The 18782-nt window shown below is 36.3% G+C and carries 19 protein-coding genes, 1 pseudogene and 1 riboswitch; of the genes and pseudogenes, 18 read left to right on the forward strand and 2 right to left on the reverse strand.

Annotated elements, in window-relative coordinates:
- Window positions 1-98 precede the first annotated feature (98 nt).
- From J2S10_RS02860 to J2S10_RS02920, 13 genes are all read left to right on the forward strand, one after another.
- Window positions 99-1244 (forward strand): D-alanyl-D-alanine carboxypeptidase family protein, encoded by a 1146-nt coding sequence (locus J2S10_RS02860; protein ID WP_307404204.1) that lies wholly within the window; start codon window positions 99-101, stop codon window positions 1242-1244.
- On the forward strand, window positions 1237-1824 hold the full coding sequence (locus J2S10_RS02865) for a nucleoside recognition domain-containing protein (protein ID WP_307404205.1): 588 nt from the start codon (window positions 1237-1239) through the stop codon (window positions 1822-1824). The genes J2S10_RS02860 and J2S10_RS02865 overlap by 8 nt, the downstream gene beginning before the upstream one ends.
- A gap of 6 nt (window positions 1825-1830) precedes the next feature.
- On the forward strand, window positions 1831-2367 hold the full coding sequence (locus J2S10_RS02870) for a spore maturation protein (RefSeq protein ID WP_307404206.1): 537 nt from the start codon (window positions 1831-1833) through the stop codon (window positions 2365-2367).
- A 251-nt stretch (window positions 2368-2618) separates the two neighbouring features.
- Window positions 2619-3356 (forward strand): 23S rRNA pseudouridine(2605) synthase RluB, encoded by a 738-nt coding sequence (gene rluB, locus J2S10_RS02875; protein ID WP_307404207.1) that lies wholly within the window; start codon window positions 2619-2621, stop codon window positions 3354-3356.
- Window positions 3357-3454: 98 nt separating this feature from the next.
- A complete protein-coding gene (gene resA, locus J2S10_RS02880) occupies window positions 3455-3979 on the forward strand; it encodes a thiol-disulfide oxidoreductase ResA (RefSeq protein WP_307404208.1) in 525 nt (174 codons plus the stop codon).
- A 20-nt stretch (window positions 3980-3999) separates the two neighbouring features.
- A complete protein-coding gene (resB, locus tag J2S10_RS02885; RefSeq protein ID WP_307404209.1) occupies window positions 4000-5619 on the forward strand; it encodes a cytochrome c biogenesis protein ResB in 1620 nt (539 codons plus the stop codon).
- Window positions 5620-5631: 12 nt separating this feature from the next.
- Complete coding sequence (gene ccsB / locus J2S10_RS02890; RefSeq protein WP_307404210.1) at window positions 5632-6819, forward strand: c-type cytochrome biogenesis protein CcsB; 1188 nt, start codon at window positions 5632-5634, stop codon at window positions 6817-6819.
- A gap of 179 nt (window positions 6820-6998) precedes the next feature.
- Window positions 6999-7715, forward strand: coding sequence for a response regulator (locus J2S10_RS02895; protein WP_307404211.1), 717 nt, complete (start codon window positions 6999-7001; stop codon window positions 7713-7715).
- Window positions 7712-9496, forward strand: coding sequence for an ATP-binding protein (locus J2S10_RS02900; RefSeq protein ID WP_307404212.1), 1785 nt, complete (start codon window positions 7712-7714; stop codon window positions 9494-9496). Before J2S10_RS02895 ends, J2S10_RS02900 begins: the two co-directional genes overlap by 4 nt.
- A gap of 243 nt (window positions 9497-9739) precedes the next feature.
- The gene (gene sigX, locus J2S10_RS02905) at window positions 9740-10291 is read left to right on the forward strand and encodes an RNA polymerase sigma factor SigX (RefSeq protein ID WP_307404213.1); all 552 of its coding nucleotides are present in this window, start codon (window positions 9740-9742) and stop codon (window positions 10289-10291) included.
- The gene (locus tag J2S10_RS02910) at window positions 10266-11459 is read left to right on the forward strand and encodes a hypothetical protein (RefSeq protein WP_307404214.1); all 1194 of its coding nucleotides are present in this window, start codon (window positions 10266-10268) and stop codon (window positions 11457-11459) included. The genes sigX and J2S10_RS02910 overlap by 26 nt, the downstream gene beginning before the upstream one ends.
- 174 nt (window positions 11460-11633) lie before the next feature.
- The gene (locus tag J2S10_RS02915) at window positions 11634-12407 is read left to right on the forward strand and encodes a peptidoglycan DD-metalloendopeptidase family protein (protein ID WP_307404215.1); all 774 of its coding nucleotides are present in this window, start codon (window positions 11634-11636) and stop codon (window positions 12405-12407) included.
- A gap of 94 nt (window positions 12408-12501) precedes the next feature.
- Window positions 12502-12632: riboswitch (FMN riboswitch) on the forward strand.
- 158 nt (window positions 12633-12790) lie between these two features.
- On the forward strand, window positions 12791-13366 hold the full coding sequence (locus J2S10_RS02920) for an ECF transporter S component (RefSeq protein ID WP_307404216.1): 576 nt from the start codon (window positions 12791-12793) through the stop codon (window positions 13364-13366).
- Between the two features lie 113 nt (window positions 13367-13479).
- Here the strand turns inward: J2S10_RS02920 and J2S10_RS02925 are convergent, their stop codons facing one another.
- On the reverse strand, window positions 13480-13728 hold the full coding sequence (locus tag J2S10_RS02925; protein ID WP_098574836.1) for a ferredoxin: 249 nt from the start codon (window positions 13726-13728) through the stop codon (window positions 13480-13482).
- Between the two features lie 263 nt (window positions 13729-13991).
- Here J2S10_RS02925 and J2S10_RS02930 point away from each other — a divergent pair, with 263 nt between their 5' ends.
- From J2S10_RS02930 to J2S10_RS02950, 5 genes are all read left to right on the forward strand, one after another.
- Window positions 13992-15038 carry a YpbB family protein gene (locus tag J2S10_RS02930; protein ID WP_307404217.1) on the forward strand — a complete coding sequence of 349 codons (1047 nt, stop codon included), beginning with the start codon at window positions 13992-13994 and terminating at the stop codon, window positions 15036-15038.
- Window positions 15029-16537: a RecQ family ATP-dependent DNA helicase gene (locus tag J2S10_RS02935; RefSeq protein ID WP_307404218.1), complete on the forward strand. Its 1509-nt coding sequence runs from the start codon at window positions 15029-15031 to the stop codon at window positions 16535-16537. The genes J2S10_RS02930 and J2S10_RS02935 overlap by 10 nt, the downstream gene beginning before the upstream one ends.
- Window positions 16534-17145, forward strand: a complete 612-nt coding sequence (locus J2S10_RS02940; RefSeq protein WP_307404219.1) for a CPBP family intramembrane glutamic endopeptidase — start codon at window positions 16534-16536, stop codon at window positions 17143-17145. The genes J2S10_RS02935 and J2S10_RS02940 overlap by 4 nt, the downstream gene beginning before the upstream one ends.
- A complete protein-coding gene (locus tag J2S10_RS02945) occupies window positions 17138-17863 on the forward strand; it encodes a LysM peptidoglycan-binding domain-containing protein (RefSeq protein WP_307404220.1) in 726 nt (241 codons plus the stop codon). Before J2S10_RS02940 ends, J2S10_RS02945 begins: the two co-directional genes overlap by 8 nt.
- A gap of 90 nt (window positions 17864-17953) precedes the next feature.
- Complete coding sequence (locus J2S10_RS02950; RefSeq protein ID WP_307404221.1) at window positions 17954-18409, forward strand: YpbF family protein; 456 nt, start codon at window positions 17954-17956, stop codon at window positions 18407-18409.
- Window positions 18410-18438: 29 nt separating this feature from the next.
- On the opposite strand, the pseudogene J2S10_RS02955 reads toward J2S10_RS02950, so the two are convergent.
- Window positions 18439-18780, reverse strand: a pseudogene (locus tag J2S10_RS02955) (manganese catalase family protein); the annotation flags it as partial.
- Window positions 18781-18782: the final 2 nt, after the last annotated feature.

The raw sequence follows: 18782 nt of genomic DNA on the forward strand, positions 1-18782 counted from the left end.
TTGTTTCGGTTGCTTTTGTTTTTTTCAGTACATACTGTCATAACAAACCTTGAAATGCATAAACTTGTACTAATAAAAAAGGGGACGAGGTTAATCTAATGAGAGTGATTTTGAAGCTTGTCGTTTTTGCCATCATAGTCTCAATAATCATCCCTAACATACCTCACAGGGTGAATGCTTCCGTTTCTGTTAGCGCACAAAGTGCTATTTTAATGGAGCAAAAATCGGGTCGGATCCTATATGAGAAAGATGCAAATACAAAAAGAAGAATCGCCAGCATAACGAAAATCATGACCGCAATTCTTGCCATTGAATCGGGAAAGATGAATCAATATGTGAAGGTAAGTGAACAGGCAACCCGTGCTGAAGGTTCTTCCGTTTATTTAAAGCCGGGTGAAAAAATTAAGCTTAAAGACTTGGTTTACGGGTTAATGCTGCGGTCAGGCAATGATACTGCAGTTGCTATTGCTGAGTACGTAGGTGGAAGTGTGGATGGCTTTGCCATATTAATGAATCAAAAAGCGAGGGAAATCGGTATGTATAATACTCATTTTACCAATCCTCATGGTCTTGATGATTCTAAAGACCATTATTCCACTGCATATGACATGGCTGTCCTAATGCGTTATGCAATGCAAAATAAAACATTTCAAACAATTTCCAGCACGAAAGTATATCGGTCTCCGAATCCTACGGAAGCTTGGGATCGAGTTTGGAAAAATAAAAACCGATTATTAACAAAATACCAATATTGTACAGGAGGAAAAACAGGTTATACAAAACTCGCAAAAAGAACGCTTGTCACAACGGCAACAAAAGGTGACATGAGCTTGATAGCAGTAACTTTGAATGATTCGGATGATTGGAACGATCATATTTCCATGTACGAAAATGGATTTAAAGGGTTCGATATGACGGAAGTCTTGCCTAAAGGAGAAATTGATATCGAGAAAAATAGCGATTATAAGGATCATTTATTTCTGAAGGATTCTGTTGTTTACCCGGCCACAAACGAGGAAATGAGTTTATTTTCAGTAAAGTATAAATTGAATAAGCTATCTAATAGTAGGGGGAACCCTAAGAAAATGGAGTATATCGTCGGCAAGGCAGAAGTGTATTTAAATGGGAGAGTAGTGGAGGAAGCGCCAATTTACTATCAAACCGATCCTGTAAAAAAGAAAGGTCTATTTGATTTTGTAAAAGAAATCTTTTTATCGGTATTTGGTGTTAGAACAAATGGTTAATTATATTTGGGTGTTAATGACGATTGTTGGCATTGTGTTTGCGCTATTTAACGGAACAATGGCAGAAGTAAATAAAGCCATCTTTGTAGGTGCGAAGGAAGCTGTAACTCTTTGTATTGGCTTGATTAGTATTCTCGTATTCTGGCTGGGGATGATGCGAATTGCTGAAAAATCAGGGCTGCTGGACCGCCTAACAAAATTATTTCGTCCGCTCGTCAAGCGTTTGTTTCCCGAAGTGCCGACAAACCATCCTGCAATGGGCTATATTCTATCGAATATGATTGCTAATATGTTTGGTTTGGGAAACGCAGCAACCCCGCTTGGTATTAAAGCGATGGAAGAGTTACAGCAATTAAATGGAGGGAAGAATTCAGCAAGTCGGTCCATGATCACCTTTTTGGCAATAAATACAGCGAGCATCACTATCATCCCCACAACGGTTATTGCCATTAGAATGAACTATCATTCTGCCTCTCCTACTGAAATTGTTGTCCCCACTTTAATTGCCACGATTATATCGGCGATTGGGGCAATACTGATTGACCGCTATTTTTATTATCGAAGAAGCCGTAAAGGATGAAAAAGCATGGAATTTATTTCGCATATTTCACTAGCTTTTATCCCCATATTAATAGGTTTTATTCTGTTATATGGGACATTTAAACAAGTCCCAACCTATGAAAGCTTCGTCGAAGGCGGAAAAGAAGGGATTAAAATTGCGATCTCAATAATTCCGTTTCTTGTCGGAATGCTTGTGGCCATTTCCGTTTTTCGCGCATCAGGTGCATTAGATGCATTAATGAAATGGATTCGACCGGTAATGGAATCAATTGGGATGCCTGCAGAAATTGTCCCCCTCGTGTTCATTAGACCTATTTCAGGAACTGCTGCACTTGGTATGACAAGCGATCTAATTGCCAACTATGGACCGGATTCCTTTATTGGAAGGCTGGCATCTGTGTTGCAGGGAAGTACAGATACTACTTTATATGTAATAACCGTTTATTTTGGAGCAGTTGGAATTAAGAAAATGGGTGATGCCTTGAAAGTAGGGCTTCTGGCAGATTTAGTCGGTATTATTGCAGCAATAGCTGTTGTTGCATTTTTATTCGGGGTTAAATAGATATATTATTGAAATAATGGAAAAGTGAGTGAAAAAGCAAGCAGACTGCATGTTGTCAGAAGCTTGCTTTTTTATTTTTTCTATTTTAATCAATATCCTTGACTTTGAAAAGTGAAGAAGTTGTGTCATAATTCAAAAGGATAGAAATATGAATTCGTTTCCTCGGTTAAAGGAAACATTCCTATTGCCCATAAGAGCAACTACGGTTTTCCCATACCGGGTTTTCTTGATAAAGCTACTAGAGGTGAAATATGGAAAGATTACAAAAAGTAATGGCCCGAGCAGGGATTGCTTCAAGAAGGAAATCAGAAGAATTAATTAAAGAAGGTAGAGTAAAGGTAAATGGAAAAGTTGTAAAAGAGCTCGGTATAAAGGTTTCTTCATCCGATAAGGTAGAAGTAAATGAGATTCAGATTGAAAGAGAAGAACCTGTCTATTTTATTTTATATAAACCTCGCGGGGTCATTTCGAGTGTCAACGACGATAAAGGCAGAAAAGTTGTGACGGATTACTTTTCAGAGCTAAAGATTAGAATTTACCCTGTTGGCCGCCTTGATTATGATACATCGGGTTTATTGTTATTAACCAATGATGGAGAATTTGCAAACTTACTGATGCACCCAAGGAACGAAATTGAAAAAGTTTATGTTGCTAAGGTAAAAGGAATACCTCTTCGAGAAAACCTAAAAAAATTAGAAAAAGGGATTCGTCTTGAAGATGGAAAAACAGCACCTGCAAAAGTAAAAATGCTCTCGTTAGATAAGAAAAAACAAACATCTATTATTGAGATTGTTATTCATGAAGGACGAAATCGTCAGGTAAGAAGAATGTTTGAAGCGATTGGTCACGAAGTAATGAAATTAAAACGAGAACGTTATGGTTTTTTAACCTTGAATGGTTTATCTGCCGGTGATGCAAGAGAGCTGACACCACATGAAGTAAAGCAGCTTAGGGCAATGGCGATGGAATCGTCTAAAAAAAATTCATAAAAGTGTCACATTTGGTTTCTTTTATAAACACTGTGCTCGATTTGTAAAATGATATAATTTAGACAAAATATGCTATAAGATTCACGGGAGGGTTAGCTATGAAAAAACGGCGATTAATAATGAGAACGGTAATATTAATCGTTCTTGGTGCAGCCGTTGCTTATTCGCTATATGCAAATCTAACAAAAGATGATCAACAGCAGGTTGCTATTGGAAGTCAGGCTCCTGATTTTGTTTTGACTGATATGCAAGGTAATAAACATCGCCTATCTGATTATAAAGGCCAGGGAGTATTTCTGAATTTCTGGGGAACATGGTGTAAGCCATGTGAAACGGAAATGCCCTATATAAATAATCAGTACCATCAATTTAAAGATAAAGGGGTACAGGTTCTAGCCGTTGATATAAATGAATCCGATATAGCAGTAAACCAATTTGCATCACGCCATAAACTTGATTTTCCTATAATGATTGATAAAGATAAACAAGTGATGAATGTCTATGGTATTGACCCTCTTCCTGCTACATTTCTAATTGATAAAAACGGAAATGTCATTAAATACTTTACAGGTCAGCTAACTGAAGATAATATTAGGGATTTTATGGAGAAAATTAAACCTTAAGGTTGTAGGGAGTTTTTAGTATGAAAGATGTAAAATGTGAATGTGGGCATGTGAATCCGCATGGGACCGTATTGTGTGAAGCATGCGGAAAAATACTGGATGAACAGGAAAAAGAAAAACAACTGCTTGACATGCGTTATGAAGGCAGTGCACGCCGCTCACAAACATATAATAAAACTATTATTGATAAAATATGGAACTTTTTCTCATCGGTTAAGGTGGGAGTTTGGTTGATCATTGTTACCTTGATTGCATCAGCTGTCGGGACGATCCTGCCTCAGGAAATGTACATACCTCCAACCATTGCTGCAGACGAGTATTATCAGCAGCAGTATGGTTGGGTTGGGAAATTATATTATCAATTAGGCTTTGAAAATTTATATAGTTCCTGGTGGTATATGCTATTAATCGCTATGATTGGGGTTTCTCTGGTTATTTGCAGTCTCGACAGGGTGGTACCCTTATATAAGGCGTTAAAAGCTCAAAATGTCACGAGGCATGAAGGATTTTTAAGACGTCAACGTATATTTGGTGTGAACAAGGGTGTAAATGTTACTGAACTTTCAGTCATTAAGGAGCATTTAAAGGCTAGACGTTACCATGTTCGAGAAGACAATGGAGATTTGTTAGCTGAAAAAGGGCGTTTTTCCCGCTGGGGTCCATATGTTAACCATGTAGGTTTAATTATTTTTTTATTGGGCTGTTTGCTTCGCTCCATTCCCGGAATGTATGTGGATAAGACAATGTGGCTGAGGGAAGGCGAGACAGCCGTCATTCCCGGAACAAATGAACAATATTATCTTAAAAACGATAAATTTATTCTACAACTCTATGATAAAAACAAGGACAAAACATATGAGAGCGCTCTTAGTAAAGTAAATCAAGTTGCAAAAAATTACCAATCAAATGTTGTACTTTATAAGCGAGTCGGTCAGGGGCTTCCAGGGGAAAAACCTGATTTAAAAAAGGAGCAAGCCTTCAAAATCCGTGTGAATCAACCGCTAACCTTTAATGGCTATTCAGTTTTTCAGGTTGATTATAAGCTCGATGAACTAAATGCAATGTCCTTTTCCTTAACAAATAAAAAGACAAGCCAATCCTATGGTGATCTTAAAATAAACCTTTATGACCCAAAGACAAAATATGATTTGGGTAAAGGTTACTCTGTTGAAATTCTAAGCTATTTTCCGGACTTTGAATTTTCCAAGAGCGGGGAACCAACGACAAAATCACGAATTCCCAATAATCCTGCTTTTGTATTCCGTATGTTTTCCCCTGATAAACCTAAAGGAGAAACGAGTTTTGTTGCAATCAAGCAAACGATTGAGCCATTCGGTAATAATGAATATAAAATGTCCTTTAGAGGGATTGAAACAAAAAATGTATCCGGTTTAACTATCCGTAAGGATTCAACACTATGGGCAATTATTATAGGCGGAATTATTTTTATGATTGGTGTTATCCAGGGTGCTTATTGGAATCATCGCCGTATTTGGATTCAAAACAAAAATGGAGATGTCTGGATTGCAGGTCATACAAACAAGAATTGGTACGGCTTGAAGCGTGAAATTGAAACTGTCCTATCCGATACGAAATTAAATATGCCGGAGGATCAACTTCAAACGGAAAAAATGGATTAGGAGGAAGTTTAGTTGGTAACATTAAGTGGTAATTTATTGTTTATTGCTTTTATTCTTTATTTAGTTTCGATTTTATTTTATGGGGGTTCAATTAAATCAAAGAAGGAATTCGATGAAAAAAAGGGGACAAATCGTTGGGGGAAGATCGCAGTATTTTTAACGATTGTCGGCTTTATTTCCCAACTGGGATATTTCGTCACTAGATGGATTGCTGCAGGTCATGCGCCGGTTAGTAATTTATTTGAGTTTACAACCTTTTTTGGAATGGCACTTGTTGGTGCATTTATTGTTATTTATTTTATTTATCGGACTGCACTTCTTGGATTGTTTACGATGCCGGTGGCTGTTTTGGTTATTGCCTACGCAAGTATGTTTCCAAGGGACATTACTCCATTGATTCCGGCCTTACAAAGTTATTGGCTTAAGATTCATGTCACAACAGCTGCAATGGGAGAAGCGATCCTTTCGATTAGCTTTGCGGCAGGTCTTATTTATCTTGTAAAGGTCATTGATCAATCGAAAGCGAGCAAGAGGACCTTCTGGTTAGAAATGGTTATGTTTGCCATGGTTACAACGCTTGGTTTTGTCCTTGTTGCATCTGCCTTTTCGGGAATGGGTTTTCATGAAAGTTTTAAATGGATTGACAAAAACCAAAATGAAGTTACGGTTGATTACACGATGCCAGCTCTAACAGGTCCACATGAGTATCAATTAGAGACAAAAGGTGGCTTTCGTCCACTCGTTGCAATGCCGGCACTTATCAATGCAAAGAAATTAAACACCGTTATTTGGTCTATAATGGGCGGATTAGTATTATATGGACTGATTCGTTTAATATTAAGAAAGAGAATTGCAGCGGCACTTCAGCCGTTTGTCAAAAGCATTAAACTCGATTTTGTTGATGAAATTAGTTATCGTTCCGTATTAATAGGTTTCCCTGTATTTACATTGGGGGCATTAATTTTTGCAATGATTTGGGCACAAATGGCTTGGACCCGTTTCTGGGGCTGGGACCCTAAAGAAGTATGGGCATTAATCACCTTTTTATTCTACGCTGCATTTTTACATTTACGTCTTTCAAAAGGGTGGCATGGAGAAAAATCAGCATGGCTTGCCGTGATTGGTTTTACGATCATTATGTTTAACCTTGTGGCTGTAAATCTTGTTATTGCCGGCCTCCATTCTTACGCAGGCTCTTAATTGTATAGCCTTCACTTAACTATAAGTGAAGGCTTTTTTTGAAAAATCAACTAGTTTTAGTAAAAAATTGAGATCTGCTGCAATTGTCAAATTTTTGTCACTTTTAAGTAGGCTTTCTGTCAAAAAGCATGGCAATAAATAAAACCATTCTGTAAAATAACTGCATGGGGGGATTATTAATGGATAAAGACGTTAAAATTTTAGTAGTGGATGATGAAGAAAGAATTCGTCGATTATTAAAAATGTATTTAGAGCGTGAAGAGTTTTCAATCGATGAAGCAGAAGATGGCAATGAGGCTTTAACGAAAGCAATTGAAAATGATTACGATGTTATTCTACTCGATCTAATGATGCCTGGAAAAGACGGCATTGAGGTTTGCCGTGAATTAAGAGAAAAGAAAGCCACACCTGTTATTATGTTAACAGCAAAAGGTGAAGAGATAAATCGTGTTCAGGGTTTTGAAGTTGGCACGGATGATTATATTGTTAAGCCATTTAGTCCAAGAGAAGTTGTTTTACGTGTAAAAGCTCTTCTCCGGAGATCATCTCAAACGAGTTATTTACAAACGGAAACGACAACCAAGGATGTAATTGTCTTTCCTTTTTTAACAATAGATAATGATGCCCATAGGGTAACTGCCGACGGTAAAGAGGTCACCTTAACACCAAAAGAATATGAATTGCTCTATTTCCTTTCAAAAGCACCGGATAAGGTATTCGACCGTGAACAATTGTTAAAGGAAGTTTGGCATTATGAATTTTTCGGTGATTTACGAACAGTCGATACGCATGTGAAACGACTACGCGAGAAATTAAACAAAGTCTCAGAACAAGCTGCAAGAATGATTGTTACTGTTTGGGGAGTGGGTTATAAATTCGAGGTAGTTAATGAATGACCTTTTTACGAAGTGTAGTAGGTAAACTTTGGTTTACTATTCTTTTGCTTGTGTCATTTGTACTGTTCATTTTAACTGTGATGCTTCTTGAATTTTTTCAAAACTACAATATTGTTGAAACGAAGAAAACATTAACTAATACAGCTGAAAAAATTTCACATGTCTTAGAGGAACATACAGGTGATAAATTTTCACTTGGATTAGAAATATCATGGGAAATTATCGATAATGTAACCAAAGTGGTAATCGTAAAAAATGATCATGAAATCTATTACTCTCCCAACACTGAAAAAACAAAAAAGTTAACGATTAATGATATTCGTAAGGACTCGGATTTATCGAAAGTATTTTACAAAGATACTACGGTTGAAAAAATTTCTAACCTCGCACCTGGTCAGAGTGGAAATGTAAAAAATGCAGATTATTCAATCATTGGTGTACCACTTCATCTTCCAGGGGAAAAAAATGGGGCTGTTTTTATTTACCAATCATTGGCGGTTATGCAGGAAGCAACACATTCAACTACTAAATTTATTTTACTGGTAGCCGGTGTTGCCATTATCCTTACCACTATTTTTGCCTTCTTTTTATCTACACGGATTACGGCTCCATTAAGAAAGATGCGGGAGGCAGCTTTTGAGGTGGCAAGAGGAAAATTCGATACGAAAGTTCCGATTCTAACCCACGATGAAATTGGTGAATTAGCAACAGCCTTTAATCAAATGGGTAGACAACTAAAGTTTAATATGAATGCACTAAGCCAAGAAAAAGAACAGCTTTCCAGTATTTTAAGCAGTATGGCTGATGGGGTAATCACTTTTAATCGCGATGGGACCATATTAATCACAAATCCTCCTGCAGATCGTTTTTTGCAATATTGGTATTATGAAAAAGGCAGATTTGGTTCAGATTCAGAGGCAATTCCGTCAAAAGTCATGGAGCTTTTTCAGCAGGCAGTAGATACGGAGAAAGAAAAAATCGGAGAGATTTCTCTTCAAGGGCGACATTGGGTAATATTAGTGAGTCCGCTCTATAGCAATCGTTTTATTCGCGGTGCTGTCGCAGTACTCAGGGATATGACGGAGGAAAGGCAATTAGATAAGATGAGGAAAGACTTTATTGCCAATGTTTCTCATGAGTTAAGAACTCCTATTTCTATGCTGCAGGGCTATAGCGAAGCAATTGTTGATGACATAGCCGAAACCCAGGAAGAAAAGAAGGAAATGGCAAGAGTCATTTATGATGAATCTTTACGAATGGGGAGGCTGGTAAATGAACTTCTTGACCTGGCCAGAATGGAAGCGGGACATATTCAATTAACGGTTGAAGAAATCCATCTTTCTTCGTTTATTAATAGGATTATATATAAATTCCAAGGACTTGCTAAAGATCATGAGATTCTTTTAAGCACAATAATTGGTGATGAAGTGAAGACAATTTTATTTGACCCTGACCGAATTGAGCAAGTTCTTACCAACTTGATCGATAATGCCATTAGGCATACACCAAAGGGTGGATCCGTTAAGTTAGAGGTGAATCATGAGGATAAAGGTATCATGATTGAAGTGTCCGATTCAGGTTCAGGTATTCCTGAAGAAGATTTACCCTTTGTTTTTGAGCGCTTTTACAAGGCGGACAAAGCTAGAACGAGAGGAAGGTCAGGAACAGGTCTGGGGCTTGCTATCGTAAAAAATATTATTGAAGCTCACAGGGGGCATATTTCTGTTCAAAGCAAAATCGGTCAAGGAACGACATTTTCCTTTTTTCTTCCTCGAAAATAGGGGAAAAAAGAATAATTGTGCCGATTGTTCTTGATACACGAGGAACATTTATATAGAACTCATCCGTAGAAATGGATGAGTTTTTTTAGTTGATAGCTCAATTTTCTTATAACTGCCGGAAATTCAATGAGAGAATTTTTTCCAAAAAATGGCTTCCTTTTTGTCAAATAAAAGTCTATATTTAAATGGTGAAACTTTTTATACATAGATATCGACTAATTTTATGAACGGGGAGGGGAATTGATGGACTCCGTTTTCGATGAACTATACCAAAAATATCATCATGACGTGTTTCAATTTCTATTTTATATGGTTAGAAACAAAGAGCATGCAGAGGATCTTGTTCAAGAAGTGTATATACGTGTATTTAAATCATATGATCGATTCGAAGGAAAAAGCAGCGAAAAAACATGGCTGTTTTCCATCGCGAAAAATGTTGCAATTGATTATTTCCGCAAGCAAAAAGGCTGGAAAGAACGATTATTCGAGAAATTTGATTGGTCTGTCAATCAAGTGCGGGATGAGTTTCCCATACCGGAAGAGATTACCGTTCAAAAAGAGGAAATTAAGTGGGTATATAATTGCCTTGAATTTTGCACAATGGATCAAAGGGCAGTTGTTATCTTACGTTTTATACAAGATCTATCAATTGCTGAGACGTCTCAAGCGTTGGGATGGACTGAAAGCAAAGTAAAAACTACACAGCACAGGTCGTTAAAGGTATTAAAGAAACAAATGGAGATGCTCTATGAAAAGGAGGGTTTGGATAGTGAAAAGGTCAGAGTGGAGCGATAAACAGCTCGAAGAATTACTTAGGCAATTGCCAAATATACAAGATCATCGCAATCCTCGTGACATCTACCAAAATCTTTCTTTAAAAAAGCGCAATTATAGACTGTTGTTACCCGGGATTGCCACAGCTGCCGTCTTAGTTATTATACTCATATTGGCACCAAAATTAATGAGCGGTCCACAATATTCCTCGGACCAAGCAGGAAAAGAACAATATACAGTAGATAAGAAGTTTAGCCTTTCAGAAAAGAATAAAGACTTAACGAAGGAAAGTAAACAGGATTCCACTTCAAAATCAACGGAGAAATCGATTCCAAAAATGTCTAAACTAATGGTCGCATCTACAGGATTAAAAACGGCCGTATATGATGAAGAAGTAGGGAATGGGACGGTATTAACTTATTGGATTCCGGACCCGCAGGCACAAATATTAATCCCTGTATCAACAATTATTCATGGTCATAAAGACAAATCGTGGCTAACATTGTTCACTGAAAACATGGCCGGGTTAACAGAGAAAGATTGGGGATTAAGTGACTATTATCCCGTAAATGCAACATTTAAATTAGATGATAAAGAGAATAGTGTTGTCGTAGATGTTCCTGCAAATAATCCATACATGCAAGGCGAAACGAGTGTTATTAATTTTGTAAATGTTATAAAAAAGGATGTTTCATCAAATAGTAAAGTGAGAAAAATCAAGCTTTCAACGAATGGTCAACCGGGGATTCAACTCGGCCAATATGGTGAGAAAAAAGAATTGAATATAGAAACGGATAAAAATCATGCCTATTTATTTTATATACCGGTTGGAAAAGATATCCCCTTGTTAGCGCCATCATTAAATATGTTTAAAGACATAAAATCAGCACTGGAAGCAATGAAAACAGGCCAGCCGGAAATAGGTTTAAAGGCTTCTCTTAATCAGGCATTTCAATTAAAATATACTGCCATTAAGGATGGTACATTATTTGTAACAATAGATAAAAATACAAAAATGGAAGATAATCCAAATGTGATTTATTCTTTAGAAGCTTTATTATTAACTGCGAAGGAATTTGGAGTTAATATGGTAAAGGTTGAAAATGCTCCAATAAATCAAGTGGGCAGGTTTGATTTAACTAAAAAGATTAAAGTTCCTGTGGCTCCGAATTTGCGAAATATTCAATGAGTTAACTTGATGCTGACCGGCTGCTGTTTTTGGTCAGCTTTTTTTATGAATAAAAAAGTGACTACCTCCAAATTATAACAAGTATGTTTAACCGAACTTGCCCGCCAAAAGTTCTAAACGCAAATAGTCATACATAAGGTGGGTAGGAGAGGATATGATTCAAGGAGGAAAAGAATGCGGGACTACATAAAGAGGTTTTTAATTGCCATCATAATGGCGCTTTGTATCAGTTTATTATTTATTGGCGGTAAACATTCTGAAGCTAGTATGACTGATGAAAACGATTTAAAAGTTGGCTGGATTTGGCCATCAGATGGCGTAATTTCGGATACATATGGAACAAGGCATGGAAAACATAAAGGAATTGATATCGCAGGAAGATTAGATTCCCCGGTCCTTGCTGTTGATGATGGTGTGGTTGATAAATCCTATTTTTCAAATACATACGGTAATGTGGTTTTTGTTAAACACCCCAATAATTTAGTCACTGTTTATGCCCATTTAAACACACGTCTTGTTGCAGAAGGTCAGGGAATAAAAAGAGGTACTATGATTGGAAAAATGGGAATGACAGGACAAGCAACTGGTGTTCATCTCCATTTTGAAACCCATCAAATAGAATGGACATATGAAAAGAAATATGCTTTTGATCCTGAAAAGCTCCTGGGGAAAGCAGAGGTTGGTGATTCTGTTCAAAGAGGAGTCGCAAGTGCAGGGAATAATGTTTTAGAAGCAAGCTCACATGTTCATCCAATAGCAGAAGAAAGACCTGCGAATAAGATCAATGGAAATAAATTAGCTGGTGAAAGAAAAGAATATATTGTCCAAGTAGGAGATACATTAGCATCAATTGCTGAGAAAAATAATCTTACGGTTAAAAAAATTAAAGAAATTAACCGCCTTACGTCCGAAGTTATTAAGCCGAAACAAATTTTAATTGTTAATTAATAAGCAAGCCGCAGACAAACCTGGTCTGCGGTTATTTATTCCTTCTTCACAGAACCGCTATTTTCCAGTATAATAAATTTGTAATTTAATATCGATCTATCTTCGGGGCAGGGTGAAATTCCCGATCGGCGGTATTAGAGTGTTCTCTTAAGCCCGCGAGCCTTTTAGGCAGGATTTGGTGCGATTCCAAAGCCGACAGTATAGTCTGGATGGGAGAAGATGGAGGTTCTGCAGACGTTCAAAAAATTTAGTTAATTGGACGTTTATTAAGCGTGCCTTTCTCCCTCAAGTTAACATTCTTGAGGGTTTTTTATTTACATTGGCACTTGTATACTGCTGAACCTCTCTTCCTAACTTGATGGATCAAAAAAGGAGAGAGGAAAATGAAAAAGAAGAAAAAAATGAAGGTCAAAGCAATTGTTTCAATCGGAATGCTGAGTAGTATTGCATATCTCTTAATGCTGTTAAATTTTCCACTGCCGCCATTTCCAAATTTTTTATTTATTGATTTCAGTGATATTCCGCCACTTATCGCCGCCTTAATTTTTGGACCGGTTGCAGGAATTTTAGTAGAGTTTTTCAAAAATGTCCTTAATTACTTAATGACAGGAAGTCAAACAGGAATCCCGGTTGGCCATATTGCTAACTTTCTTGCAGGAATCTTGTTCATCTTGCCAACCTATTATTTATATAACAGATTAAAAACCAGAAAGGCCATGACAGTTGCCTTAATTGTCGGGACCTTGACAATGGCGGTTATGATGAGTATTCTAAATTATTTCTTCATTCTACCTGCTTATACGGCTCTTTTGAAATTTCCTGATATGAGAAATTTAGTGGTACCGGCTATCCTGCCGTTTAACATCGTGAAAGGTGTGATAATGTCATTTATTTTTATGTTACTTTTCATACGAATGCAAGCATGGATTAATAAATTTTCCATAATAAAAAATGCTTAATAGATTAAAAAGCAACCAGGTTCTATCTGCCTGGTTGCTTTTATTTTTAAAAAATTACAATAATGAAAAACCCTCTCCATTGAAAGAGAGGGCTAGTAGCCTAACTGAATAGATTATTCGAATTTAGTTGGATTGCCATCAAAAGCCTCGTCAGCTACCTTAATAGAATCGGTAGGGCAGCCTTCAAAAGCATCCATCATATCATCGATTAAGACATCTGGAATTTCAACGATACCTTCGTTATCGTCAAGAGTTACATATGCGATGCCTTCATCATCGTAATCGTAGATATCTGGTGCAGCTGCACCACATGCACCACATGCAATGCAAGTCTCTTTGTCAACAATTGTGTACTTAGCCATGATTAAATACCTCCCAATGAAATAAACAAAAATTAATCTTACTCGTTTACCACAGTTATATGGAAACGGATTTCTCATTTACTATTGTAAAACTGTATGATTAACTTTTCAATAGAAAAATGCTTTTAAAACCTTGGATTGTTTATTGCTTTTCCCGAATCTTCCACATTTTTAAGCAACAAGTGAGGCCATTTCATGTTAAAATAATAAAAATAGAAAAATAGCTGATTTTGTCGATAAACGCAAAAAAGTGGTGGGGTGGAATGCTAAATATAGAAAACATTATACTATATTGTATAAAACAATTGAATGGAGAAAGAACTATTTACTCCATTTATCATCTATTAAATGGGAAAAAATCTTCGCAAACCATCCAAGACGCACATTTATTTTCACTAAAGAAATTTTTTCGTATTTTAGAATCTTTAACACGTGAATCCTTTGATAAAATAATTGAGAAAATCTTTGAAAAAAAGTTGATTAGAAAGTGCGGAGAGCAACGGTTTTTGTTAACACCAACAGGGGATATTCATTTAGAAAAAATTCAATTGCCTATCTATATTAATGGGTGGAGTTACCAGCAAACAGCAAATTTATTTTGGGAGAGATTGACACTGCTTGTTCAGGTCACATCCAATCTAGTGTTTCAGGAAACACACTATATTCCAATTCAAAAAAACAAAGAGGTTCATTTTTGGCTAAAATCGACTTTAAAGGACTTCCATGTTCCAAGGAGTGAAATAGGCAAATTGCTATTTTCGGAATTAATGGATTGTTTTGAAGAGGATAAAAATATCGATCCTTCTTTTTTGGTTTTTCGTTTAACCGGATATCAAAAGATTGGATTAACACCTTTACAAATGTCCCAAAAATTTAAGATAAATTCTATTGATTATCATATTGAATTTATAAATGTTCTCCACTTTTTGATCAGGAAGGTTGAGAACATTCATAACCATTCTCAATTATTACCGGAATTATTAAAGGGACTTATTCAGGATGATTCATTGACACAATCATCACGTAAAACATGGGTTCTTTTGAAACAGGGTTATTCTATTGAACAAATTGCCGGTTTTCGACGGTTAAAGAAAAGTACAATTGAGGATCACATAGTCGAATTCGCATTAAACGTAAATGATTTTTCGATAGACGATTATGTCGATAACGTTATTCAGAAAAGAATATTGGAAATATCACAGCAAACGGAAAGTAAACAACTAAAACTAATTAGGAATTATCTTGAAGCAGCCTCTTATTTTCAGATTCGTCTCGTCTTGGCGAAATATGGTGATAGACAATGGAACTAGAAAAACTTTTGAAAAAATACTTTGGATACCAAGCATTTAAAACAGGCCAAAAGGAAGTTATATCTTCAATTTTGGCAGGTAATCATACATTGGCAATGCTGCCAACCGGAACCGGTAAATCATTATGTTATCAGCTTTCAGGTTATATTCTGGAGGAACAGATTTTAATTGTTTCTCCGCTTTTATCTCTAATGCAGGATCAGGTAGAACAATTAATGAAACTTGGAGAAAAACGGGTTATTGCCTTGAATTCCTTTCTTTCTGAAGGGGAAAGAAAAAGTGCTTTTCGAAATCTAAAAAGATACAAATTTATTTTTATTTCTCCTGAAATGCTGCGGGTTTCTTATATTATAAGGAAGCTTCAGGAGCTTTCAATATCATTATTTGTCGTTGATGAAGCTCATTGTATTTCACAATGGGGATATGATTTTAGACCGGATTATTCAAAATTGGGCGAAATCCGTAAAATGCTGGGAAATCCGCTTACTCTTGCGCTAACGGCTACGGCAACTAAAAAAGTAAGGGAGGATATCATTCTTTCCCTAAATTTAGAAAAAATAAAAAAAGTAGAATCAACGATTGATCGTCCAAACATCGCTTATTATGTCGAAAAAATAGCCGATTATCACGAAAAGCAAAGCCGTGTACTCGAACTTGTTTTAAAATTGAAGAAGCCCGGGATTATCTATTTTTCAAGTAAAAAGGCTGCGGAACAGATGGCTAATCTCTTAGTGAATAACGGAATCAACGGTGCAATGGCCTATCACGGTGGATTGGAACCAGACACGAGAATTTTAATTCAGCAGCAATTTATTAACAATCAATTAGATGTGATCTGTGCAACAAGTGCATTTGGTATGGGAGTTAATAAAGAAAATATTCGGTTTATTATTCATTACCATATGCCGATGCAAATGGAATCATACCTTCAGGAAATCGGAAGAGCCGGCAGGGATGGTTCGCCCAGTATTGCTATACTTTTGTATGCTCCCGGTGATGAACAGCTTCCAATTCAACTTGCTGAGGGTGAATTACCTTCAGAACAGCAAATTGATTGGCTATTCTCTAAGGTTACGCAAAATCCAAACGGTATTAAGGGTTTTTTAGAATCAAATGAGCCTCTGAAAGACATTGGAGGGTTTTCGGACATTCAATGGAGAATTGTACAGGATTTCTTGAACAATCGACAAAAGGAATCAATTGACCTGGGAAATATACAAAGGGCATTAAAATTATTTGTTAATGGTAGGCTAGCAGTAAAGAAAAACAATATTTATAAAATGAAAAATTGGATCGATACGAATTCCTGCAAGCGTGAATTTATATTGCAATATTTTGAAGAACCGATTACTAATAAGGTATATCCCTGCTGTGATTTTTGCGGTCTGCAATTTTTAGATTATCAAAATACAAATAATATAATTTTCCGTGAACCTGTCGAAGAGAATTGGAAGGATTATCTTGCCAAAATATTATTAAATTGCGGGTTGAGTGAATGAAATATAGGTATAGGGAATTAATCAACGGATTGTCCGATAAAGAATTACTGTTTCATTTGTATATGACACAAATCATTCTATTAGTAATTTCGTTCATTTTAGGGATTCTATTATTTGAGCATTTTTCCTTTTTGAATCATTTATACTGGCTCGATTTTAAGGTTATTTCAATAGGTATTCCAATGGGGCTGGCAGTGGTGATCGTGGATATAATTTTAATGAAATGGCTTCCTTCATCTTTTTATGATGATGGTGGTCTAAATGAAAGGCTGTTTCGCAATAAAAATATACTTCACATCATGATGATAGCAGCAATTGTTGCATTAAGTGAAGAGTTGCTTTTTCGGGGTATTATTCAAACGAAGGTTGGACTGATACTGGCCAGTATTATTTTTGCTATCATTCATTATCGATATCTATTTAATTGGTTTTTGTTTTTAAACATCGTATTGCTAAGCTTTTTTATCGGAATTATTTATCAGTGGACAAATAATTTAGCGGTTACGATTATTATGCATTTCATCATTGATTTTTTATTAGGTATTTATATAAAATACCGTCGTCGAATAAACGGTGATGAAGAGCAGGAAGGAGTACTTCATGAATAAAGAGGAACCATATCGAGATCAGGCGGAACGATTAAGGCAACGGATTGAAAAAATTAATGAGAAAACCGAAGATGGCAAGCGTTTGCCTCCAAGAGGACAATTGCACCGGCAAAAGCAACCAAAAATTAAATGGAAACTGAAATACCCAATCATCCGATTATTAGTATTAATTTTTATCCTCCTTCCGATTATTAGTTTTAGTGTCATTTCCTACCTTCATGAGAAAAAAATAGGCGGGGCTGAAAAGGTATCCGGAGATGCGAATAATGCGGGATATGAAACAATTAATCTTGAAAAAAACAATAGCGAAAAGGTGAATAGTACAAATAATCCTATAAAAAAAAAGGATACTAGTCAAAGTGATGGCGAAAACAGTTCAACCGATGGGAGTTTAGAGTCCACAACACAGACTCAACCTGCTACGGGTGAAAAGGCTTCTATCCTACCGACAGATGCAAATGTCATTGATCGTCCAATTGGGCCGGATTCAGACAAGAATAGCAGTCCCGGGCCAAATACCAATTTAAGCAAAACGAATAACTCGCCTGTTACCAAAAAAATCGTCTATCATACAGTGCAGCCACATGAGACACTATATCATATAGCGATTGTTTACTACCATTCTCAGACAGGAATGGATATTATAAAAAATGCAAATCATCTAAAGAGCGACAAACTTGAACAAGGACAGGTTTTGAAGATTCCATTAGATAACTAAGAGGCGAATAAAGTCTCTTTTTTTTTGCCAAAAATCATATTATTAAGGACAAGTTCATAAGTATAGTTAGAAGAAATGGAGGGTGATAAAATGGATTCTCCAATCCTTTTACTTGAAAATACAGACCAGGCCACGAAGCAAGCGCTTGAAAATGTTAGAAAACGAAAAGAAAAGTTTGACCGATTTAAAAAGCGCCACATATGGTCAATATGGGGAACAATTATAATGGCATCCATCTTTTTTGCCTATTTGTATATAACCGTGGCAAGTATTTATTCGTATTCATTTGCAGCTATGTTTTCCGCATTTGTCAATGACTCAAATAATCTAACTCTTTTAGTTTTTACTGTAGGTATGTATGGCATGATGAATTTACTGAAGGAAAAGAAAGATAAAGCTGAAAAGGAATTTCATGAATTAAGATGCGAAATAGTCGACAGAAGTAAGGATTACTGGAAAAAGGAAGAGGAATGGAAAAACAGGCATCTTGTATTTGAAATGATGAAAAATAAATATGACATAAATCTGTATCACGAAAAAAAATAAGAAGCAGTTACAAACTGCTTCTTATCAGATTAAAAGACTTTCTTCCGATCCCGTTCTTCTTTTAGTATTTCTACAGCTTCCCGGAAGCGTTGAGAATGTATGATTTCACGTTCCCGCAGAAAGCGTAGACTGTCATTGATATCAGGATCATCACTTAAATTAATTAACCATTGATAGGTGGCCCTTGCTTTTTCTTCCGCAGCAATATCTTCGTACAAATCAGCAATAGGGTCTCCTTTTGCAGTAATATATGAGGCTGTCCATGGAGCACCGGAAGCATTTTGATAGAATAAGGCGCCGTCATGGTTTGCATAATGATCGCCAAGGCCGGCCGCCTTCATTTTCTCAGGGGTAGCATCTTTCGTTAATTTAC

The organism is Neobacillus ginsengisoli (assembly GCF_030813055.1).

Excerpts from the sequence above, each read along its gene's own strand:
- J2S10_RS02950 (WP_307404221.1), top strand. The coding sequence starts at position 17,954 with ATGGATTCTCCAATCCTTTTACTTGAAAATACAGACCAGGCCACGAAG.
- J2S10_RS02895 (WP_307404211.1), top strand. The coding sequence starts at position 6,999 with ATGGATAAAGACGTTAAAATTTTAGTAGTGGATGATGAAGAAAGAATT.
- J2S10_RS02925 (WP_098574836.1), bottom strand. The coding sequence starts at position 13,728 with ATGGCTAAGTACACAATTGTTGACAAAGAGACTTGCATTGCATGTGGT.
- J2S10_RS02915 (WP_307404215.1), top strand. The coding sequence starts at position 11,634 with ATGCGGGACTACATAAAGAGGTTTTTAATTGCCATCATAATGGCGCTT.
- J2S10_RS02940 (WP_307404219.1), top strand. The coding sequence starts at position 16,534 with ATGAAATATAGGTATAGGGAATTAATCAACGGATTGTCCGATAAAGAA.
- J2S10_RS02865 (WP_307404205.1), top strand. The coding sequence starts at position 1,237 with ATGGTTAATTATATTTGGGTGTTAATGACGATTGTTGGCATTGTGTTT.
- J2S10_RS02935 (WP_307404218.1), top strand. The coding sequence starts at position 15,029 with ATGGAACTAGAAAAACTTTTGAAAAAATACTTTGGATACCAAGCATTT.
- J2S10_RS02900 (WP_307404212.1), top strand. The coding sequence starts at position 7,712 with ATGACCTTTTTACGAAGTGTAGTAGGTAAACTTTGGTTTACTATTCTT.
- J2S10_RS02920 (WP_307404216.1), top strand. The coding sequence starts at position 12,791 with ATGAAAAAGAAGAAAAAAATGAAGGTCAAAGCAATTGTTTCAATCGGA.
- J2S10_RS02945 (WP_307404220.1), top strand. The coding sequence starts at position 17,138 with ATGAATAAAGAGGAACCATATCGAGATCAGGCGGAACGATTAAGGCAA.
- resB (WP_307404209.1), top strand. The coding sequence starts at position 4,000 with ATGAAAGATGTAAAATGTGAATGTGGGCATGTGAATCCGCATGGGACC.
- resA (WP_307404208.1), top strand. The coding sequence starts at position 3,455 with ATGAAAAAACGGCGATTAATAATGAGAACGGTAATATTAATCGTTCTT.
- sigX (WP_307404213.1), top strand. The coding sequence starts at position 9,740 with ATGGACTCCGTTTTCGATGAACTATACCAAAAATATCATCATGACGTG.
- J2S10_RS02860 (WP_307404204.1), top strand. The coding sequence starts at position 99 with ATGAGAGTGATTTTGAAGCTTGTCGTTTTTGCCATCATAGTCTCAATA.
- J2S10_RS02870 (WP_307404206.1), top strand. The coding sequence starts at position 1,831 with ATGGAATTTATTTCGCATATTTCACTAGCTTTTATCCCCATATTAATA.
- J2S10_RS02930 (WP_307404217.1), top strand. The coding sequence starts at position 13,992 with ATGCTAAATATAGAAAACATTATACTATATTGTATAAAACAATTGAAT.
- rluB (WP_307404207.1), top strand. The coding sequence starts at position 2,619 with ATGGAAAGATTACAAAAAGTAATGGCCCGAGCAGGGATTGCTTCAAGA.